The following is a 19,616-nucleotide window of genomic DNA, read 5'->3' on the forward strand; positions in this document are numbered from 1 at the left end:
TGGCAGCGACACAGAACGATGCTGGGGCCGGTGTGCAGGGTATTTGTCCTACGGGCTGGCATTTGCCGACAAATGACGAGTGGATCGATTTGTTTGCGACCTTAGGAACAACGGTGGATGCTTCGAATTCGGTTGTTGACGGAAAAGCGATTAAGGGAGAATTGAATTATTGGGGAGGAAAAACCAATCCGGCAGCTAATATCGGTGATAATACGATAGGCTTTAATGCCCAGCCGGGAGGCGGTTTGTTTTATGCATATAGCGGCAGTTATATGACGGAAGCCGGCATTGCTTCGAGGAACGGTTATAATGATATTGGTGAGCGTGGTTGGTGGTGGACGTCGACGACAACCGGAACATTGTGGAGTTATTGGTATTCCAATAGTACGGGTTGGTCGATGCAGTATATGCCTTATTATGTGCGGATGGATGAGGACGGCAAAGTGGCTTTCAATATCAATAAGATTGTAAATCCGTCTTATGCTTCTCTGACGAATACGATTTTCCATTCGACTGTACACCATTATATTTTGGATAATACAAGTTCGAACAATGGGAATGCATTGACCCGGGTGAGGACTAATTTTTATTTCAGTGTCCGCTGTGTCAAAGATTGAGGGACGAAGAGAGAAAAGGTGATAAATGAATGAACGTATCTGTAAAATAAGATAGAATGAAAGCGTGGCTTTTGGTCATATTGTTTTTTGTATGGGGAATACCGCATTTGTCGGCTGGGAATGTAAGCCCGGTGCAGGGAAGGTCTGCGGGTGCAACCGGTATCGCTTCCGTAAAACTGACATTGACTCCTGATCCTGTAAACCGGGTGTTCAGAGGAGGGGACGATGTACAGTTCGGTTTGGATTTGGCATTTGAGGCTGACGGAAGACCGGCTTATAAATTGGCATGGCGTAAGCTGGGGCGGTCGGAAATCCTTTCGACGGAGGAAACGTTGAGTCTGAACAATATGACTGCTATCGAGAGCGGCCGTTATTATTGCCTGGTTACCGATACGGATCACAGTTCTGTCTATACTTCGGATACGCTGGAAATCAAAGTAATAGATACCAAGGTAAATGCTTACGGCTTTACCCGTCTTTGTCTGGGAGATACCGTAAAATACGGTGTGGCGGTGAGCGATACTTTTCAATATGCCTATACCTGGTATCATCTGCCTTCGGCAGATCCCGTCGGGCATGCTGAATTTTATACCGTCGAACCGGTGGAGCTCGCCGATGCGGGAGAGTATTACTGTAAGGTAGAAGATTTAACCAACGGTTTTGTGTTTTTATCGGATACCCTGGATGTCCGGGTTTCCGGTTATCCGCAGGTTGGGATCACCGTGAACGGGGTTACCAATAATGCGGCTAAGTCCTTTGCTTTCTGTTACGGCTCGGAAGTAACGCTTACGGTGGCAAACGGGGAAAGCGGACAGCCCGATGCCCGGTTTTTGTGGACCGGGAATGCTTTGGAAGGCGATTCCGGAGATCCGGCGGTGAAAGTGAACCTGAAGCATACGTCCGTTTACCGGGCGATGATTACCAATAACGGTTGTGTGCGGGAAGATTCCGTCGAGTTGACGATGGTGCGTCCCGAGGTGTTGTTGCCGGAAAGCCGTTATGTTATCGAGGGGGAAAATGTGACGCTCCAATCTTCAGCTGTCGGCGATAATTACACATATTCCTGGACCAATGGAACAAATGCGGGGGTAGCTACGTCGAAAAGCTATACTTTTAAGGCCGTGAAGGGAAAGACTGTCGTGGCTCTGGAGGTAAAGACAGCCGATGCTTTGCAGTGTAGCAACAGCGATACCTGTCAGATCATCGGGTTGCCTAAGATTGCTTATACGACATCCGTTAACGACGGCTATGTAATCAGTCGTAAACCGCTGGACATTATCCAGACGGATACGGTTCTTTGTGCCCGTCAGCCGTTGACACTGGAAGTTGCATACGGAGGATATGACGGTTATACCTACGAGTGGATGAAAATAGAGGGTGCTTCTGTATCTCCGGTAGATACGGGGCGCATTATGCATATTGCTTCGGCAGAAGTGACGGCTGTCAGCGGCGTGAAGTATTTTTGCCGGGCTTATGATGTGGAAACCGACGGCTATGTGTATTCGGATACCGTAAAGGTGGTTGTAAAATACAGACCTGTCGCAGAAATAACGGAACCGGACGCTCTGACCGGACAGTGCGGTGGTTATTTGGTAACCCTGAAGGGACGGGATGTTTTACAGGCATCTCCGATGACTGAATACCGTTGGACGGGTTCCGGTATCGTCAGTGGACAGCATTCGTCCGAACTGACGGCTAAAATGGGCGTAAACGGATTCTACCAATTGGAGGTAGGGATGGACGGCTGCTGGGATACAACGGATATTTACATCCCTACCATTATACGTACGATAGATATTGCTTCGCAATTGATTCTGCCGCAAGCTACGGATCAGGTGCAGTTTGTGGCTGCCCGTCCGGAGGGCGGCATTCTGACGTGGTATCCGAATGCCGACCCGGCTCGTGCCGTACAGGAGGGCAGTGGAGACGGCCCGACAGCCTATCTGAATATTCAGGAAGGCGATTCGCTGGTTGTTGTTAAAATGGACAAAGAAGGGTGTAGTTTTTACGACACCTGTATCGTTATGATCCGGGAATTCGTGCCTTCGGCAGATCCGGCGGCTCCGGATGACGGTTTCGCTTTATCCTATCCGAGTCTGCGGGTAACGTCTACGGTTCCCCGGGTGTGTATCGGCCGGGATGTTACGCTTTCCGTGTACAATCTGGGGTATGATAATTACAAATACGAGTGGCGTAAAGTCGGGGCTCCGGATCAGACGGGTTTGAGCGACAGTATTTCCTATACGATATTTCACGCCGGAGCCAATGATTACGGAAAATATTATTGCGTGGCTGTCGATCCGGAAGATCCGGCTACGATCATTTATTCCGATACCCTGACCTTGACGGTAGATGAAGGTCCGGAGGCCATTATCGACAGGGACGGGCTTGCACAGGCCTGTTACGGAGAAATCATCGATATCCACAGTTCTACGCTTTTCGGTGGTAGCGGTGCTGAAGTTGCCGACGTTTTATTATGGACGGGAGAAGGTATTGTGTCGGGACAAGGCACTCCGAATATAAAGGTAAAGGTAGGCGATGCTTTGCATTTTACCTTACGGGCCTCAAAAAATGAAGGTTGCTGGTCGGAAGATACGATTACCATTCCGGTTGTGAAACCTCAGGTTAAAATTTATCCGCCACTGACTTCCCTGGAAAAAGGAAAAGAACTTACTTTCCGGGCGGAGACAGCCGTTTCGACTTTTGAGTGGGGAAAAAACGGTGTCGCCGATGCGCAGACAGGAAAAGAGGTGAATATGACCTTCGATTCCACCGGTTATGTAACGGTTATCGCCAGTGAGAAAGGATGTATGGGGCGGGATACGGCACGGGTGTTTGTGAAATTCGCTCCGACATTTAACGGAGGAGAGAACGACGGGTTTACACTTTCCCGGGTAAAACCGAAAATCCCCGGAGAATTGCAGTTAATCAATGCCTGTCCGGATTCTTTGTTGACTTTCCGTATCCTTTATCCCGAAGTGGAGAATTTCAGTTATATATGGTGGAAGTTCGTACCGGGAGGTGATCCGCAATTGATATATGAAGGAGCCGAATATACGTTTAATGTGAAACGGGACGACGGCGGCCGTTATTTCTGTACGGCTTCCGGGCTGGACGGGACTGCCGACGGAACGGGAGTGCTGTATTCCGATACCTTACTGTTGCAGGTGGGGATCGGTCCGATAGCGCAGATTACGCCGACTCAAACAGTCGTTTGTATTGACGGGGAAGTTTCGTTGGATGCCAGCGCTTCGGCTGACGGAGCCGGTGGAGCTGTTACTTACCATTGGACCGGAGAGGGCATTACAGCAGAGAATGCAACGGATGCGATTGTTACCGTTTCGCCTCAGGCCGATGCCGTATATACGGTACGGGTCAGCAATGAAGGTTGTTCGGATACGGCTTCGGTAGCGATACAGGTAAATTCCCCCGTAATCGGATTGCCCGACCGTGTGCAATTACCGGCGCCCAATGCTTCTTATAAGGTCAATGCCGATATCCCGCAGGGAACTACGGTAGAATGGAGTTTCCGGGAAACAGCCACGAACGCTCTGATTCCCGGTAGCGGCGACCGGATCAGTGTGGCCCGGGACGGTTGGGCGATTGCCCGGGCGACGGATGGAAACGGATGTACCGTTTATGATTCCTGTTATATCCGGGTACGTCAGTTGGAACCCTATTACGGAGGGGAAGATGACGGTTTCAGCGTATTGGAAGTATCCACCAACGTGTGGCTTGAGCCGACCATAGATACCCTGCATTTATGTCTTAACAACCGCCTGTCTTTGAAGGCGGGTATCAGCGGTTTGGGACGTTATACTTATAGCTGGCACCGGGTGGAAGACGATACGGAAGGACATGTCGGTCCGGAATTGGGTACGGCAGCGGAACTCGATATCGACTATATGGGATTTGATCAGGCCGGAAAATATTACTGTATTATTTCGGACCTGGAAGATTTGAAAGACAGTAAACCGAAAATGTATTATACGGATTCCATCCAGGTGCTTATTAAGAACGGTCCGGTGGCTAAGATTGAGCAGAAAGACGGTTCGACCGATTGGAATACGTGTTTGGGAAGCGAGACGGTATTGTTCGGAGGTTTGGAAAATGAAGGGGAGTTTTCCGGGGTGACCTACACCTGGTCGGGGGATAATTTCGAATTGATGAGCGAGGAGGTGATCAAAGCCCGGCCGTTGAGGGACGGTGTTTATTTACTGACGGTGAAGGATGGAGAAGACGGCTGTCAGGACACCGTGCATGTTAAATTCAATATATCCTCTCCGAAAGTGCGGATTCCCGCGACTTATCAGTTGGCGGCATCGGGAAATATAACGATTCAGGCAGAAGCCAACGGGACGGGGAATTTTACCTGGCATAAGCGGGTGTATCCGAGTACTTCCCTGACATCGGACAATCCTGCCGTTATCAACGTAACGGAAGACACCCGTATTATCGTATGCTTCCAACAGGGAAGTTGCTATGGATTCGATACGACCGAAGTGTTTGTCAAGTATCCGCAGACTTTCGGCGGGGGTGAGGACGATGGTTTTGTCGCTTCGGATCTGGAATTGAAAGTAGGGTTGCTGAAAAATAAACTGGATGTATGCCGGGGTTGGGATATCGTTATTCCGCTGTATACGGCTGAGTTGGGACGGGTGTTGAATTACAAATGGTATAAGGTCGGCGATGAAAGCCGGACCGTATTGAGTGAAGAGTCTACTTTGGTGTTGCGGGCAAATAGTATGGACGATGCCGGCGAGTATTATTGTATTGTAGCCGATCCTTCGATCAAGGATAATTTTAAAAAGACGGTCAGTACGGATACGGCTACCGTCACCATGATCAACGGTCCGTTGGCTGAAATCTCCGTACCCAATGCCAACCGGTTGAAAGATATTTTCTGCCGGGGCAGTGAGGAGACGATCAGTGCGCTGGCTACGGAAAATAAGAAGGTAAACGGTTCGGATGTTTATGCTTACGAATGGTTTGGGGAAGGCATTACATTTACAGCCCGTGATTATGAGATTACGGCAAAGATGGGAAATTCAGGGCGTTACATTGTCAAAGCTTCGCTCGGAGAATGTTATACCTACGATACGGTAGATATGCAGATATACGAGCCGGATATTTACGTGCAGCCGGTGGTTTTCTTACCGAAACCGGAGAATGTGGCGATCGGCGTGGATAATCCGGACGGGGATGAGATTATGTGGCGTTTTTATTATAATAATGCCCCTGATTATATGGTAGAAATGCAGCCGGGTGATACGTTGAAGTACAGAGTGATTGACGATGGCTTTGCAATTGTGGAGCGTTACGACAGCCGTTGTATCGGATACGATACCTGCCGCTTTTTTGTGAAGACGACGGGAACCTTCTCCGGAGGAGAGGACGACGGTTTTGTGACGGGAGGTTCCGGTGCCTATTGTAAACCGATTGTATTGACGGATGAAGTGTGTGAGGGCAATGTGGCAACGTTGTACGTACCGATGGTCGGAGATGATTTTTACCGCTATAAATGGGTAAAGGTCGGTGAAGAGAGCCGGGAATTCCCTTCTTCTCCGTTGTGTAAGTTCGAATCGGTAACGAAGAAAGATGAGGGTTATTATTATTGTATCATTACGGATGTCAATAACGATAAGACGCTGACGACCGAGCGGGCCTATATGAAGGTGAAGGAATTGCCCAAATCTTCGATTAAGGTGGACGAAACCTCTGTTTGCTACGGAGAAGATATACGCCTGGAAGCGGACAATTCCCAATTGAAACCGGATATTACCTATAGTTATTTGTGGGGTGGGAAAGGACTGAAAAATTATGTAAGTCCGGTAACCGAGGCCCGGATTGAGGAAGACGGTGTGTATCGGTTGGTGGTATCCGACGGGGATTGTTATGTTACCGATTCGGTATCCGTGTCTGTTGTAAAGACACGCCTGGAAGTGGAGACAATCCACCACCTGAAAAAAGGAGAGGGGTTGACGATGACGGCTAAAGTGAACGGTTCGGCGACGGAGCCGGTGACCTGGCTGGTGGGCAGTAATTATTACCGCAATATCAATCCGTTGGAGTTGGCAGCTTCTTCTTTGACCAAATCGATGGCTTATACGGTCAGTACAACCGGTAAATGTACGGTAGAGCTGAACGGAATGATCTATGTGCGTGAGAATACGGCTTATGCCGGTGGTAATGACGACGGGTATGTGTTGCCGAACAACCTGCCGCAGATTCTCGATCAGTGTGATGTATTGCTGGGATGTAATGTCGATACGGCTGTATTGTGGGTGTCTGTGCTGGAATCGGAAAATCTGATTTACAGTTGGGAAAAATATTTTGAAACGGGAGGATGGAAGACTTTCCAGCCGGTTGTCGGAGATACCCATGTTTCCGGACAGGATTCGGCCCGTTTGATTTTTAAATCGATATTGACTGATGACGGTGGCCGTTATCGCTGCAAGATACGTAACAATTACGGGTATACGTACAGCCGGGAAATCCGTCTTGTCAAAGGAGGAACACCGGATTTGTCGGCTTATCCGATTGTCGGTACTCCGGTTTGTGAGAAGACGGAATTTACCTTTATTACGAATGCGGATATTCCGCACGGCGGAACTGCACAAGGAACGAATCTGCATTGGAAATGGTATTATTCGAAAGACGGTATCAATTTCTCGCAACGCAAGCCGGAGGTAGATTACGATAATTCTTCCTTTACGGTGAAGCCGTGCAAGGAGTCGGATGAAGGTTATTATATGGTGCAGGCGGAAAATTTCTGTGGTTCGGCTTACGATACTACTTTCCAGGAAATCTGGGAGGCTCCGCGTTTTGTACAGCAGCCGTCGGATATTTATGTGTGCGACCGGGGAAGTGTCGAAGTGGTGACGGAAGTAGAAGGCGGTGGTACCTATAAATATTCGCTCTGGCAGGTAAATGTCGATAATAAAGGAAATTATGTGAGCGATAAACGGCGTATGATGCGTGAGCAGACCTCTCCGAGCTATACCTTTAATATGGTAGAAGCATTCGATGACGGGTATTACCAGTGGAGGGTATCCAATCAGTGTGATTCTGCCCGGAGCAAGCTTTTCCGCTTGACGGTAGAGCAACCCATTGTGGCTGATTTCGAGTTAGTGGATACGACCGTATGTGCCGGCGTGGGTAATTCGTTGCTGATGGTGGCACAGGGGAATGTAACGAATCCGACTCCGACCTTGCAATATTATTGGGAAAAAGACGGTGTACGCTTGTCCGGAAGCAGTAGCAGTTACCGGATTACCAATCTGGAAGAGGCGGATGCCGGAGTTTATATTTGCTGGGCTAAACATTCCTGTCCGGAAAAACAGATCAAGCAATATACGGTACGTACGAAATCCCGTCCGAAAATTACGATGCCTGTCGAGTTGAATGACGGCGGTAATTATTGTGAGGGAGCTACCGTAGAGATGAAGATCGATTATACGTCGGATGCCGGAGAAGTGAAGTGTTTCTGGGTGCGTGAAAATACTCAATTGGCAGACGACGGGCATTTCAGCGGAACACATACCTGGCATATGACCATTAATAATGCGGTATATGCCGACCGGGGGACCTATTATGTGAAATTACAGAACGATTGTCCGGGTGTGACTTCCAGTAATCAGGTGTATCTGAATATAAAAGAGAAGGCTCGTTTTACCCGTGATCTTTCGGATCAGGCAGCGAAGCTTTGTGTCGGCAGTACCCTGACTCTTTCGGTCAGTACGAGTGGGGTGGCTCCGATTACCTATACATGGATGAAAAACGGGGAGCCGATCAGCGGAGCGAGGTCTTCTTCCCTGAAACTGTCTAATGTGACACATGATGCAACAGGAGAGTATGCTTGTTATATACAGAATGAATGCAGCGGTGTGGAGGGTGCTACAACCAAGACAACGGTAGAAGTGATTACGCCCGTTGCATATGAAATTCAGGGCGGCGGCGGTTATTGTGCCGAAGATTTCCGGGAAATCAGACTCAGCGGGTTTGAGACGGGAGTAACTTATACGTTGAAGCGCAGGAATAAGCTGGATGAAACGTCATATACGACCCTGAGAACAATCGACGGGGATACGGTAAGCACGCCTTATCTGACTTTCGGCAGATGGGGAACAGGGTATTACCATGTGGAAGCTTCTGCCAGAAAAGGGACGACGACCTGTACCGCTACAATGCAGGGAGAAATATACATTTATCAGAAGCCGACACCGCAGCAATTCGATTTCTTTGTTTCAGACCCGATGTGTACCGGAGAAAAGTACGGTTCGTTGAAACTGGCGCAGACGGAAACACAGGATGTGGAATACGAGTTGCAGGTTTACCGGAAACTGGCGATGTTGGAAGGCTGGGTGACCTTCCGGGCTCCGCTGCCGGGAACGGGAGCTCCGTTGGTATGGGAGAATATTGCTCCGGATGCTTATCGGTTGATTGCCAGAAATAAAGTATCGGGTTGTGAGGTGCAAATCGGAGAAAACGATACGATAGCTGAGCGTCCTTATCCGGTGGCTTACGATTTGTTTGCCGTAGGCGGCGATACGACGGCCTGTTACGGTATGGAGAGTGATGTGGTGTTGCAATTGGCCAATAGTCAGAAAACCTGTCAATATACTTTGTATAAAGACGGGGAAACAACCGGCAGAACCGAGTCCGGAAACTTGATTCTTTGGGATAAAGTGAAAGGCGGTGTCTATACCGTACATGCCGTTACGAATTACGGTTGTGAAAAAGATATGGGCCGGGTAGAGGTAGTCGACTTGCCTCAATTGGATCTCTGGCTGTTGAGCGGCGACCGGGTGTTCTGTCAGGAAGAAACCGGGGAGCGGCATTATGTTGTTCAGGAAGGCTCTACGCCGGGAACCGAATACAGGCTTTATGCGGCTTCTTCAAGTGTAGCCCTGGATACGATGTTCGGAGACGGTAAGTATCTGAATTGGCCGGTGACCCTGACAAAAGACGAGACGTATTATGTTGTTGCCCGGGATACGCACGATATGTGTATACAAAATATGGGGAATGAGGTTAAAATAGACGCCAATAAATTAAAAATCAGCGTTATACCGGATACCTTGATCATTGTCAATACGAAGGCTCATTTGTGGGTAAATATAGAGAATGCCATGGGAACACCGGAAGTTGTCTGGGCTCCTGCCGGTAAATATACGCCGATTGAAGGCTCGTATGATGTGATGACGGAGATATTGACAAAGGGTGAATTGTATGCCGTTACCGTACAGGACGACTATTGCTCGGCCGAAGGGATGGTGCAGGTAAATGTGGAAGGACAGGAGTTGGCGGCAGAATTAAGGGCTTCGGATTGTTTTACCCCGATCGATACCTTGTATCTTTGCGAGGGGGACAATGTCAGTTTGTGTGCTTTTGTAACCGGCGGCGGCGGAGATTACGTTTACTCGTGGACGGATGATTTTTATACGGACAGCATTCCTGTGGCTCATAAGAGTAAAATTACATATATCCGGAACGGTAATCAGGACGGCTTTGTCACTCTGAAGGTGCAATCTGTCTATAAAGACCATATACAGGAAGTACTCGATACGGTGTGGATACGGGTACGTAAAAAACCGGATGTATTCCTGGAAAACGGTTCGTTAACCTGTGTTGTTCCGGGAGCGGATACGGCTGTCAGACTTTCGGGTACGGAAGCCGGTGTCGTATATGAATTGTTCTGGCGTCCCCAGGTAACGGTGGCTTATGCCTCCAGGGGGCAGGTGACGGGTGACGGCAACGCTGCTTCTTTCCCGGTTAATGCCTATGCAGATGCAGAACATGCCGGTTATTACCAGTTGAAGGCAACGAAGAATTATACGGAGGTCGAAGGAAATACACAGTGTGTATTTACTACTCCTGTATTCCAGATCAGACGGGCTCCGAAGCGCGATACCCTCAGGACTGGTGATTTTACGGAATATTGTGAGGGAGAGCGGAAGGATACGCTATATCTCGGCCATTCGGAAACCGATGTTACCTATCGTTTGCTGAGAGGCAGCAAGATTGCCGGACAAAATCCGGTGTTTGTGGAACAGAAGACCGGAACAGGAGATCGGTTGGAATTCAGGGGAACATACGGCACAGGACATTATCAGGTTGTTGCTGCCTTGGATCGGTGTATCGATACGATGGCCCGGTTTGCGGATATCAATTCCAAGCCCCGCCCGGTTATCGATCCGTTGGTGGAAGGTATGCACGATCATTGTATCAGTGAGACGGCCATTCGTGTGAAGATCGTTAATCCGAAGTTTGGAGTGAGGTATTCGATTTACCAGCAAGATAATGTAAACGAGATCGTCGGAGAAGCCGGGGGCTCGGAAGATTTCCCTCTGATTTTGCCCGATCCGGTTACTGTCGGAAATTACTTCCTGGTGGCTTACGACCCGAGTGTGCAATGTAGCGATACCGTGCAGGGATTGACGGTTATTGCCGATCCTGGAAGCCTGACATTGCCGAAGACGGCTTTTAAATATTGTAACAATGAAGCCGGGGTTGACGGCGGGGAGATCATTGCGGTGGGGGCTGATCCGTTGGTTAAATATGAGTTGCGTGATGCCTTGGGGAATAAGATCGGCGATTTTATGCACCTGAAAGACGACACGATCTGTTATAATGGTGTGATTCAGGTGACCGGAACAAGCGGTAACGAGTTTGATATTTATGCCAATGCCGGAACCTGTTCGGCTGCCAAGGGGTATTTCAATGTGGGGATTTCCTATGCGCCTTCGGACATGACTTTGCTCGGCGATACACTCGGATGTATCGGAATGCCTCATTTGATGGGTCTGGCCACTTCAGCTACGGGCGTAACCTATTCCTTGTACAAGGATGATGATACGGAACCGTTGCAAACATTGGAGGGGGGCGGTAAGCTGACTTTCGGCTATTATCAGGACCTGGGTATTTATTCCATCCGGGCCCGGAATGCCGAAGGTTGCGAAAGTGTGATGAGCCATCGGTATCATATCCGGGAATTACCGACTTTCTATAAGATCTATACGGAAGGGAATGTCCTGAGTTATTGCGAAGGAGACGAAGGTGTACAATTCGGAATAACCGGAACACAGGAAGGCGTGATTTATTATCTGCAGACCTGGGATATCGTTAAAGAAAATTTCAAGGATGTGCAGGGTGTTCAGTTGTCCGGTATCGGTTCCGGTCCCATGTTGTTCGGAGGCCGCTATAAGAGCGGTACTTACCGGATACGGACGGACTATTGCAATCTGCCTATGCTGGATACGATCGAGATTACGGAGCGGCCGTTACCGGCGTTGGTAAATCTGGATTATGAAGGGAAGGCTTGTATCGACAGTCTGATGTCGATCGTGGTGAAACAACCGGAGAGCGGTTCCAGCTATATGCTGAAATACAACGGAGTGGATGCCGGGATGACGGTATTGCCCGGGGATGCGGAAGTGAAATGGGATATTGCACAAGTCGGCAGCGGAGTATATACCGTATCGGCAGAGAGGGACGGATGTACGCGGGAATTGAAAGACAAGATCACGGCTGCTGCGGCTCCGTTGATCGGGGAGTTGCAGGGTATTGTTACCAATAAGTGCGAGGGAGATACGGCGATGTTGTATCTGGAGGAATGGGAAGGAAATGCCGTTTATTCGCTGTATACGCTGGATGGTAAGTCCGGATATAAAGGGACGGATATCGACGGTAAAATGGTATTTGCCGAGGTGCCTGCCGGATCGGATTATTATGTGTCTGCCAGACGGGAAAATTGTACCGTGGAACGGGGTGCTTTCGAATTCCCGGGTATTGCGTTGCCGGTATTGGCAGAGAATACGATGCAGGTAATCGATTGCCAGCCGGATCGGATTTCCTCGATTCAGTTGACCGGGTTAAAATCCGATTATCAATATACTTTGGCCGGAATGACTGAATCCTATCAGGTGAAAGCTTTTGCCGGCGATACGTTGATCCGGAATGTCAGCAACGGAGAATATGCGTTGGTGGCATACGATCCGTTGACTACCTGTACGTCAGAACCTTTGACCGCAACCGTACGGAACAGCGTACCGCAGGATTCGATTGTCGGACAGTTGGAATATTGTCAGAATGAGAAAGGAGTGCAGGTGCATATTTCCGGACAGACTTACGGCGTACTCTATACCTTGAAAAATGCCGATACCGGAGTGCCTGTCGATAGTATGACTTCGGCAACGGTGTTTAACAAGACCGTTCCGGCCGGTCGTTATGTATTTAAGAGCGAGCGTATCGGATTGTGGGGAGGGTGCTGGACGACGGATACCTTTACCGTTCAGGAATATCCGTTCCCGAATGTCCGGTTGGATGTCGAAGTGCCGGAAGGGGCTTTGTGTGCTGCCGGGTCGAATGAGATTACGATAAGCAATTCCGAGGAGCATGTATATTACATGTTAAAAAATACGGATACGGATACCTATTTGGATACCATTTACGGAAACGGCGGGCGTATACAGTTCGTCGGGCGGAAGCCGGCCGGTCATTATAAGATAGAGATGGCGTATAAAGGGTTGTGTGCGAAAAAATATTACGATACGTTTACCGTCAGTGATGTGCCGCCTAAAGCAGAGGTGTCCGATTGTGATTATTGCCAGGATGCCGATATACAGGAGACGGGATGTGAATTGTATCTTGCCGGGTTGAAAACGACGGCCGAATATGTATTGTACAATAAAGCCAACAGTCAGGCTCTGGATACCCTGTACGGTGTCAGTGCCGGATATTACAAGGCATTGCCGGCAGGTGACTATTTCGTGACCGGTACTTATATCGAGAATCAGTGTGCCGATGTCGTAGCGGAAATGTCTATCCGCCGTCTGACCAAACCGAAAGTCTATCCGATTGTCAATGCAAACGGAGGCGGGGATTGTGCTACGGAGGTACAGGTGGCGCTTTCCGGCGGATATGAAGGAGACAGTGTGAAGTATTACCTCTATATGGATGGTTTCTATCAGGTGGAAGGTCCGGTAACGGCTTCGCAGACAGGGGTTAACTTTAAAAAATATAAGACTCCGGGTAACTATACGGTGTATGCCGTGAAAGGGGACGGAACCTGTTCCGCCTGGATGGACGGCAGTGTCGTATTGTACGACCGTCCGGCCAATGCCGAGTTGAAAGTAGATGGTTATAACTGTAGCGGGGAAGCATCGGCAAGAGAAGTGACGATTACGGCAACCAAGACGGAACGCGACTGGAAATATTATATCGCCAACGAAACTTCGGTATCGGAGAAGAAGGAGGGAGCACCTTATGTCGAGCTCACCTGGAATAAGATCGGCGGTAAACGGTTGCCTTCCGGCCGGTATATTCTGTATGCTTCCAATGCATGTGATTCCGTCATTGCTATGGATACGGCCTGGGTATATGATGCGGCTGCTCCGCAGCAGGTAAGTCTGAAACGTTACAGGGACGGTGTCGTTTGTGACGAGGACAGTTATGATTTCAATTTAGGCACCAGTGAAAGAGGGGTTACTTATACCCTGAATTTCGGCGGAGAAATCTTTGAAGCGATCGGAGACGGAAAATCCGAATTGCATCTGGGATCGGTAACGATGAATACGAATCAGCGGGTAGCGATGTTGTATGCGACGGTAGATACTTCCCAGTGTACATATTTTATCGACTCACTCCGGTTGATTAAGGACCGTACAACGGAGAATCCGCATGTCGTCGGTACAGATATCTGTGTGGAAGCGGGGAGTTCCATTACGATAAGTTTATATCAGCCGCGTGTGCCTTTGCTGGATTACTATCTGATGGTAAACGGACATCCCGTAGATACGATACGCGGGGATGCTCCGACGAGTAATCTGAGCTTTAAGCCTCAGACGGAAATCGGATGTTATTCATTGTATGCTACCAGTAAAACGCGGAAGTGCGATGCCGAATATCCGGCCCGGTGTATGAGTCTGGCTCCCGAAGTACGTTCGATTGCTACGGATTGGGACGGGCAGTTGTGTGAAGGGGAAAGCCATGAGGTGGTTGTATTGCAACCGCAGGCCGGTGTGAAATACCATTTGGTAAAGAACGATGTGGTTCAGCGGGATTCGGCATACGGAGAAGGGGAATCGCTGGTGGTTGCTCAGGTGAGTGAGCCCGGTAACTATAAAGTACTGGCCCGGGTATCCGATGCCTGTACGGCTATGCTTGACGGCGAATTGAATGTCGTTCTGAATCCGAAACCGGAATTGAATGTGATTAAGGAGTATACTTATATAAAGGGAGGAAACGGGGTTGAGATTACGATACCCCGACCGACCAGTCCGGGAGTATATTATCAGATCGGTACCAAACAGGACTATCCGAATAAGACGATTTACTATGCGGCTGCCAATGAATACGGGGATGCTGTCAATTTGAGCACAACGGGTATCCGTTATAAAGCCGGGACATATATGGTATGGACTTTCCAGACAGGACCGGGGGCATTCAAATGTGTGGCCGTCGATAGTATTGTCGTGAAAGAGGTCGGGGTCGAAGAGTTCGATCTGGAGGTTATCGGTACGCCTTACATGTGTGAGGCGGGAGAATGTCGTAAGCTCCGCCTTTCCGGTAGTGAAAAGGGCACGCATTACGAGTTGTTCCGCCGTGCGGGTGAAAAGGTAGACTTTGTGGCTTCGGCCGATGGTTCGGGGAAGACGATCGATTTCGGTTCACAGTGTGATACGGGCTACTATTATGTCATCGCTTCCAAGGATATTCTGGATGTGGCGAGCGGGGAGACGATCAGGGCAGAAGCCCGGATGGGGGCAGAGGTGCATTTGTATGTGGCTTCTAAACTTGAGAGATACCGGCTGATTGCAGAGAACGACGGATATTGTTATTTGGGTGCCGACGGAATGCCGGCAGCACCGGGAGGTTCTGTGATATTGGAAAGCAGCCAGTCCGATCAGGTGACATATCAGTTGTATTGTAACAATAATCCGGTACCGGGACAGACCCTGACGGGAACCAGCGGCGGTAAGCTGAAATGGTCGAACTTGCTGGGTAAAACCTGTGATAAGAACAGTGATATCGGAAATGAATATAAAGTAGTGGCTACCGACGGTAAGTGCCAGGTAGAAATGTCCGGAACGGTGAATATCGTTGCCGTTAATCCGCCCCAATTGATCAAACAGCCGCATGACGTTTCCGTTTGTACGGGTGAATTGGCTGTACTGGGAATTCAGGCTTACGGCTGCTTGCTGCATTACGAGTGGAGGTCGCGCGACCGTATTGTTCATACGGACGAGGGGGATGTGCTTGTGAAAGGGGAAATTGTCGGCAATTCTTCTTCTTATGTGATCGACAGCGTGACGATGGCGGATATGGGCGTTTATGAATGTACCGTCTCCAATTATTGTAAGAGCATCGACATCGATACGATAACGGTATCGGTGCGGGAAGTCGTTCGTATGCCGGAGAAGATGGTCGATAAGATGGTCTGCGGCACGGCAAGCGACAGTGTCAAACTGGCCAGTCTGGCAGTCGGTGAAAACTATTTCTGGTACAAGGCCGGATCAACGGATACTCTGGCCAAAACGCCCGTATTGACGTTGAAAAATGTAACCGAAGCGGCAGATGCCGGAGACTATGTCTGCTGTACATGGAACAGTTGCGGTGCTTTGTTCGATACGGTACGGCTGGAATTCAACCGGGAACCGGATGTGACGGGCTTTACTTATCGTACCGATACCCTTTGTGCCGGTTCGGCATTCGAATTGAATATCGAGAGCCGGGATACGCTGTATTGGTACCGGAATGACCGGCTGATCAGCGGTAAGCAGGATCAGAAATTGCAGATCGATTCGGTTACGTATGCTGAGGCGGGTACGTATAAAGTATTGGCGCGTAATGCTTGTAAAGAGAAGGAATTCAATCTTGTCCGATTGTATGTTGACGATACATTGCGTCCGACAGTTCTGCCTGTGGACAGCAAGCATTATTGTGAAGGCTCCTTGTTACAATTGAACGTGCAGTTCGAACCGGCTGCGGATCCGGAGGCCGGATCGCGTATCTATACAACGTGGGCAAAACGGAATATTGTTGATCCGGGCTATACCAATGCGCTGACTTATTCCATCAATACCACAGCCCGGGATGAAGGCGGATTTATAGAGGTGAACTATTGGAACAAGTGCGGCGGGGGATCGAAGGTACATGATATATATATCGATAAACCGGTGAAACTGGCAAATTTTGTGAAAGATTCCGTAGTCAGTGTGTGCTCGGGAGAAGGAAAGACGGAAGTCATTATCCGGGACCCGGTACAAAACCTGCCTTCCTATAATACCTATCGGTGGTTTAAACGGAGTGGAAGCACGACAATACCGGCCGGTAACAGCGATACGTTGCAGATTGAGAAAAAAGTGGCCAATACGGGGGTATTCTATTGTGTTGTCAGCAATACCTGCAGTACGGTTACTTCCGGAGATGTGAATTTACATATCGACACGATTCCGACAGTCGTCACTCAGCCGAAGGCCGACAATCCGTATTGTGAAAACAGTACGCTGGGCGTGAAAATGAAAGCCCGGGGCGGGGATTTGAAATACAATTGGTATGCGATAAAGAAGAATTCCGCTGTTGCCGAGCGTGTCGGTTATCTGGAGAAAGGTGAGATCGAGTCGGAAGCGCAGTGTACGATGGAGAAATTGTCTTATGATTTCGATAGTTGCCGGTTGTGGTGTATGGTTGAAAACAGTTGCGGTTATGTGTTGACGGATACGGTGATTGTCCGGGTAGACCGGGAGGTTGATCTGAGGACGAACAGGACGCTGGCTTATATTTGCCCCGATGATGTGGCGAAGGTTGTGGTATCTACGACTGTCCCGGCCTGTACCCGCTGGGATTATTATGTGGCCCGCGAAGGGGAGGAAAAGGTGTTGCATTCTGTTGCCGGTTCCGATAGCGATACCCTGAGATTGAACCGGGAAGGAGTGTACCGGATATTCGACATCTTTACGACGGATACGAAATGTTATGCCGCAGAGAGTGAGGTGATGGTGACCGTACAGCCGCATGACTTGTTCTATGTCTCTTTGGACCATGTTGGCCGGGATACGGTTTGCCGCGGCGAGTCCGTTCGGTTGAGGGTCAAAGTGGAAGGAGGCGAAGCTCCGTGGCGGATCGATATCCGGCGCAGGGGAGATGGAAATACGGCTCCTGAATTGGGAAGTTTACCGGTTGAGATCTGGTCCAACGATACGATTTTCGAACTGAATGTAATTACCGATCAGAAATTCTATATTGCCTCTGCCTCTCAATTTACGGACCCGGATGCATGTGCCGGTATTGTCCGGGGCGAGGATGTGCTTTTCGTGATACAGCAGCCTTACGGCACACGTATCGGAAATGTGACGGATACCGTTTTCGGACAATGTCAACAGGTGAATCTGGTGGATTTGCTGCAGCCTTATCCGGATGCCTCTATCGGTAAATTCTACCTCAACGGTAAATTGAGCGACGATAATATCCTGTCCGGTGCTGCGGGAAGGTATAAGGTGGTGTACCGGGCTGAGACATCTGCGGGATGTGCCGATTCGGCTCAGATTTATCTCCGGTTGGATAAGCTGCCGGAACCGAAATTGAGTTTGAGTACTCCGGATATTTGTCACGGCGGTAAAGCTGATCTGTTACTTGAAGCCAACGGTGCCGGTGCCTTTAATTTTACGATCCGGGCCATTGCTTATGATGTCAACGGAAAGATGATCGGTCGGCCTACGTCGTTGAGCAATACGATGGATAATGCGATTTCTTACGCGCTCAGTTACGATGAGACGATGAATTCTTCGGATTCATATCGTACGTATCAATTGATCAGTATTACGGACAAGCACGGTTGTGTTGTTAAACCGGCCGATGAGCCGCTGAAATTGAATTGCCGCAAATCACCGGGATTCCGGGTAACCGGCAGGCATCCGATTGTGACGGGAAATAACGAGGACGAAACGATTCAAAATTTCGTGGTTCCTGTTTCCAATAAGATTGTGAGCTTTATGGTATATATGCCGAACGAGTTGGGGACCAAGCCGTGGAACAGTTATGTCGAATACACCCGTCTGGACGGGTCTGTCGGTACAAGTTCGAAATTGAAACTGACGACAGATGCGCGTCTCTTCCAGTCGACGGAAGCCGGAACTTACCGTTTTACGGTTTCAGATGCCTATTGTCCGGGCCGGAAGACGGTTGTACGTACGGTTACCGTATTGGATACCGTCTTTATCAAGACGAAAGTGCTTCTGGAAGGGGCTTATCGCAAAGATGAAAAGAAAATGGCCAGTACGTTGTGGACCAACAATAAGGTTCCCAATGCCCAGTGGGGGAATAAATGGCCGGCATTGGGCGAACGGAAAGGTGTCGATTGGGTTACGCTTGAATTGAGGAAAGACAGCGTCAACGGAGAAAAGGCATTCAGCGGTCAATTCCTGTTGTTGGATGACGGAACGGTGGTCGACCGAACGGGAAGCGAAGCCTTGCCCATACCTAATGTCGATTTCGATACGAAATATCATATGGTCATTAAACACCGGAACCATCTGGCTATCGGTTCTGCCTTGCCGGTTACTCTGGCGATGACCCGTGACGAAGCTGTACTGATGGATATGCGTATGCTGGGGAATATTTATGTTAAGGAAGGGGATGTAACGCTGCATGTCGTTTGGTTGGGCCAGATCAATTCCGTCTCGGTATTCGGAATGTGTGTCGGGGATGTATTCGACAATGCTTTGATAACCATAAACAATGCGAATGAAAGTATCTGGAAGGCGATCCATGAATTCGGATACTATAAAGCAGACGTGAATTTCGACGGATTCGTTACGATTCCGCAGATTTCCTCTTCGGACGGAAAACTTTATCCGGACCCGGCAGGAGCGGAACGGGACGATATGTCTAAAATTTATAACAACCGGGATAAATTTTCGGAGATAATAAATTAGCATATGTTTTGAAAAATGTGTTAATGTTAGTAAATTTGCAAGAAAATGTCAATATTTTATAATA

Annotated in this window: 2 protein-coding genes; both read left to right on the forward strand. The window is 49.1% G+C overall.

The annotated features are described in order from the left end of the window. On the forward strand, window positions 1–617 hold a 617-nt coding region (locus DD657_RS13965), incomplete at its 5' end, for an FISUMP domain-containing protein (protein WP_287050510.1). A 56-nt stretch (window positions 618–673) separates the two neighbouring features. Then, window positions 674–19,552, forward strand: coding sequence for an immunoglobulin domain-containing protein (locus DD657_RS13970; RefSeq protein ID WP_287050511.1), 18,879 nt, complete (start codon window positions 674–676; stop codon window positions 19,550–19,552). Window positions 19,553–19,616 lie beyond the last annotated feature (64 nt).

It is taken from the genome of Culturomica sp. (assembly GCF_003524185.1).
In the GTDB taxonomy this organism is placed as follows: Bacteria; Bacteroidota; Bacteroidia; order Bacteroidales; family Marinifilaceae; genus Culturomica; species Culturomica massiliensis.

Coding starts and splice junctions, on each gene's coding strand:
- DD657_RS13970 (WP_287050511.1), top strand. CDS start 674: ATGAAAGCGTGGCTTTTGGTCATATTGTTTTTTGTATGGGGAATACCG.